This window comes from Pseudoalteromonas sp. C12FD-1, assembly GCF_037414265.1.
Lineage (GTDB): Bacteria > Pseudomonadota > Gammaproteobacteria > Enterobacterales > Alteromonadaceae > Pseudoalteromonas.
Genome location: NZ_JBBEVD010000023.1, coordinates 1 through 3992, shown reverse-complemented (window position 1 = coordinate 3992; position 3992 = coordinate 1). Strand labels below are relative to the sequence as shown.

General features: G+C 36.5%; 4 protein-coding genes. 3 read left to right on the top strand and 1 reads right to left on the bottom strand.

The genetic code is table 11. The annotated features are described in order from the left end of the window. Positions 1-657: 657 nt before the first annotated feature. Both WDB87_RS00125 and WDB87_RS00120 read left to right on the top strand, forming a co-directional pair. Entirely contained in the window at positions 658-1347 is a 690-nt protein-coding gene (locus tag WDB87_RS00125) for a replication initiation protein (RefSeq protein WP_337848649.1), read from the top strand. A 46-nt stretch (positions 1348-1393) separates the two neighbouring features. Next, the gene (locus tag WDB87_RS00120) at positions 1394-1822 is read left to right on the top strand and encodes a hypothetical protein (protein WP_337848648.1); all 429 of its coding nucleotides are present in this window, start codon (positions 1394-1396) and stop codon (positions 1820-1822) included. 512 nt (positions 1823-2334) lie between these two features. Here WDB87_RS00120 and WDB87_RS00115 read toward each other — a convergent pair. Further along, positions 2335-2988 (bottom strand): recombinase family protein, encoded by a 654-nt coding sequence (locus tag WDB87_RS00115; RefSeq protein WP_337848647.1) that lies wholly within the window; start codon positions 2986-2988, stop codon positions 2335-2337. A 195-nt stretch (positions 2989-3183) separates the two neighbouring features. Here WDB87_RS00115 and WDB87_RS00110 point away from each other — a divergent pair, with 195 nt between their 5' ends. After that, positions 3184-3645 (top strand): hypothetical protein, encoded by a 462-nt coding sequence (locus tag WDB87_RS00110; protein WP_337848646.1) that lies wholly within the window; start codon positions 3184-3186, stop codon positions 3643-3645. Positions 3646-3992 lie beyond the last annotated feature (347 nt).

Genomic DNA, 3992 nt, shown 5'->3' with positions numbered 1-3992 from the left:
AATAATAGGATTCTACGAATCAGGTATCAGGATTCGTAGAATCAAAAGATCACCTAATATTATATATATATTGAGTGATCTTTTGTTGCCATCATTCTTCGAATGTATTAACTACTTAAAGCCTTTAAATGATCGCACTTACTATCCTCGTTTTACTCGTCTTTCTCAGTACGATCATTATCGGGTGTATAACATATTGCCAAACACAACGGAAAGCCCCTGAAATCGATTTTAAGAGCTTAAAACAAAAAACCAATGCAACCACTGGCTGTCAACCTTTAAGTCCGCCAGGTTCAATTGCAGGCCGCTCTAAGGGTGTTTTTGTCATGCTCTTATAGCTTGATTTGTATTTTTTTAATTAGCTAACTCTATTTTATGTATTTTACTTATTCACAGGCATTTTCCTTTGTAGATCTCTTGTTTGTAGATCTCTTGTTTGTAAGGCTGCTTTGTAACCCTTTAGATTAAAGGCTTGTAAAAGGGGTAAGGGGGAGAGATTTACAGCTTAAACAACCTTAAGGGGGAGAGATTTACAGCTTTTAAGGGGGAGAGATTTACAGCTTAATTCACAGGGGAGATTTTGATTTGGCAAGGAGTTGTTGAATCACTTTCCACCTATTGCTATGGTGGAGTAAATCAATATAACTCCCTTTCAAGATGAATAATTACTCTGTTACCAAATCTAATAACTTGATAGATGCATCTTACAAACTCAATGTTCAAGCTCAAAAGCTAGTGTTGGCTTGTTTGTCTAAAGTTGATTCAAGAAAGGCTATACCGAAAGAAATAAGCATTACAGCTCTTGAGTTTAGTGAACTCATGGGTATTGAACACAACGCCCATAGAGAGCTTTACAAGGCTGCTGATGCTCTATTTAAATCTAGTATCACATTGGTAGACAATAACGAAGAGGTTGAGCTGTATTGGGTTCAAAAGAAAGTAAAAAAACTTAAAGGCCAGGGGAAAGTAACACTAGTTTGGAGTGATGACGTACTAAAATACATTTCACAACTACGGAGTAGGTTCACCAGCTACAAGTTAAGGGATATAGCAGATCTTCAAAGCAGTCATTCTATAAGGCTGTATGAGTTAATTATGCGGTTTAATGATACGAACATAAGGAAGATTAGCCTTGAAGATTTTAAAGCTGCTTTAGGGATTTCAGATAAATACGAACAATATAAAGACCTGAATAAGTGGGTTATCAAACCCGCACTAAAGGAGCTGGGAAAGAAGTTAGATATTGAAGTGACGACTTTAAAAACAGGTCGTAAAATTACAGCTCTATACTTTACTTTTTCAGATAAAAAAGAAGTTCAACAAGAATTGGATTTACAGCAAAGGTAACGGTTTTTTGTTACTCTGTTACCAAATTGAGAGTTGGGTGTAACACATGTTAGTTACTATTACACAAGCAAGTAAACTTGTGGGTAAAGCAAGGAAGACTATATACGCACACGCCAAGGCTGGCAAGGTTTCTCTAAGTAAGTTTAGCGATGGGAAGACTGCAGTTGACACGTCTGAGCTTTATAGGGTTTATGGAAATTTAAAAGAAAATGTAACACCTGTTCCGTTACGTACCAAAGAAAATGTAACGAGTGGTAACACTGTCCTTGATGTACTTACTGAGCTTAAAAATGAAAACTCTTTAATGCGTGAAGAGATGCAGAAGTTGAGAGAAGAGATTAAAAACTTAAATAACAGACTTGAACATAAACCAGCACCATCTGATGCAGTAGAGCCACCAGCACCGATTAAACCTAATAATGAAATTAGTTCCCTTATGGCGAAGATAAAAGCTAAGCAAGTAAAAAAAATATAGGGGCTAATAGCCCCTTGAAACTATATTGATAACATAGCAAGTGCAGAGATGATTAGCTGTAAAAGCCTAATTGTTTCGTATAGTGAAACCTCTAAGGAAAAGTTTATTTTCAACTTTCATTCCTCCATAAAGTTGTGAACATACCTTGCTGATGAATTCATAATAAGTTAGTCTCAGTTTGCAAATCTAAGCGCTTAGCTGAACTCTTAGCAAGTGACTTTTTAGCACCATATTGGTGTATGGTGCTGCCCTTCCACTTTCAAAAACAATACTAGATGTAGTGTCATTCCAGCTTCTTAGAACAAGGTAATATGGTTACACCCTTAACGCAAGGGGGCATATTTGCCCCTTCTCTGTGGATAACTTTTTGGTGTTGGTGGATGCTAACTTTCAAGCACTCTATCAATATAAAAAGAGTAAAAATCAATTGATGATCTACTAAATTTCAAAAATTACAATCGAGTGTTTGAGAGGGTATGCCGTCTTCTGGAAAGGGTATACCCCTATATTTTTTACAGGTTTAATTCTAACCTTTCAATTAATCGCTTGGCCTGTGTTGTTTGCCACTTCTTACCATTTGCTTTAAGTTCTGTTAAACGCTTTGCTAATGAGCTGTAAGATGGATTTGTCTTTAAGAGTTCCAATACCAAAGGGCGTAACTTTTCAGCTCTGTTGCTTGCTGCTTCTTTCCTGGCAGCTATGGCTTTATCATGCCCTGGTCTAACGCCCCCCAGCTTAACACCACGGGCCTTTGCTTCTGCCAGTGCGGCTTTGGTACGCTTACTTATAAAGTCTCTTTCCTGCTCTGCCAGGGCTGCATAAATGTGTAATTGAAACTTATCAGCGTTAGGCATCATAGCTACTTTTATATTCACTTCTTCAATGATTCTTGAAAACACACTTACCTTTCTTGATAAGCGGTCAACCTTTGCAACTAGGAGTGTTGCACCTGTATTTTTACAGGCTTCTAAGGCTTCTTGGAAGTATGGGCAATTCTCAATATCTGAGCCACTGTGAACGCTTGTGTGCTTACTTATTACTTTGTAAGGCTGTTCTGAGTATGTATCAAGAAAGATGCTTATATCGCGTTCCTGGGCTTCTAAACCTAAACCACTTTCGCCTTGCTTCTTGGTAGATACACGGTAGAACACTACATACTTTTTCATGGTTAACATACCTGGAATAATTAAGCTGCAACAACTTTACCAGAGGGGGTTACATAATGCAATGTTGGTTGGGTTTGTAATTTCCAGTGTGAAATCCTTTGATTGATTGTATGCAGTAGCTTTTAATAGTATTATTGTCTTTCTAAGTAATGGATTACATTACTATTATTTAAAACAAACAATAGGGATATTAAGATGAAAACAAAGCTTATCGCCTTGTCTGCTGCATTAGTCATTACCACAGGCTGTTCAACTGTTACTAACGAACCAGTTAAAATGCAGCCTTTTGATTACAACATTTCAGCAAGTAAAAATGATATTTACTTTGCTGCTGTCGATTGCACATTAGAAAACATTTCAGCACCAGCCACTAGCGGCCAATTCTTCGATTACCAGGACAAAGATTCAGGTAGGCTTTCTGTTGCCTTTGAGAGTAGTTATGTTCTTGCTTTCAGCCAAATCCCTTTGAAAACGACAATGAACATCAAAGCAAAAGATAATAATTTAAATATCAGATTTAGCTCGTTACAACAGTACTTTAGTTCAATGGGCTGGAGCCCGGTTTACAAAGAAAAAGATGGTAGTCTTTCAAAGCCAGAGTTAAAGATGCAAGAGACAGCAACAAGTATATCTTCTTGTGTTAAAGACAGAGTTTAATTAGTCCGAATACAAAACTGACAAACACTGTCATTCAACTAAAAAAGTTTGTGGCAGTGTATAAAGATGGATTGCAGCAGAAGTTATAATTCAGACTATTTTAAATTTATACAGTGAACAAAAACCCACCAGTTTAAGACAGTAATTAATTGCTTATTTTCATTGAATGATGGCTGTCATAATCACAACAAAAGATCCGACAATAAAGATATATATATGAGTGATCTTTTGTTTAATCATTTTTATTAAATATCAGGTAGTCGATCAGGTGATCTAGAAGACCCTTTAATAATAGGATTCTACGAATCAGGTATCAGGATTCGTAGAATCAAAAGATCACCTAATAT

Coding starts and splice junctions, on each gene's coding strand:
- WDB87_RS00125 (WP_337848649.1), top strand. CDS start 658: ATGAATAATTACTCTGTTACCAAATCTAATAACTTGATAGATGCATCT.
- WDB87_RS00120 (WP_337848648.1), top strand. CDS start 1,394: ATGTTAGTTACTATTACACAAGCAAGTAAACTTGTGGGTAAAGCAAGG.
- WDB87_RS00115 (WP_337848647.1), bottom strand. CDS start 2,988: ATGAAAAAGTATGTAGTGTTCTACCGTGTATCTACCAAGAAGCAAGGC.
- WDB87_RS00110 (WP_337848646.1), top strand. CDS start 3,184: ATGAAAACAAAGCTTATCGCCTTGTCTGCTGCATTAGTCATTACCACA.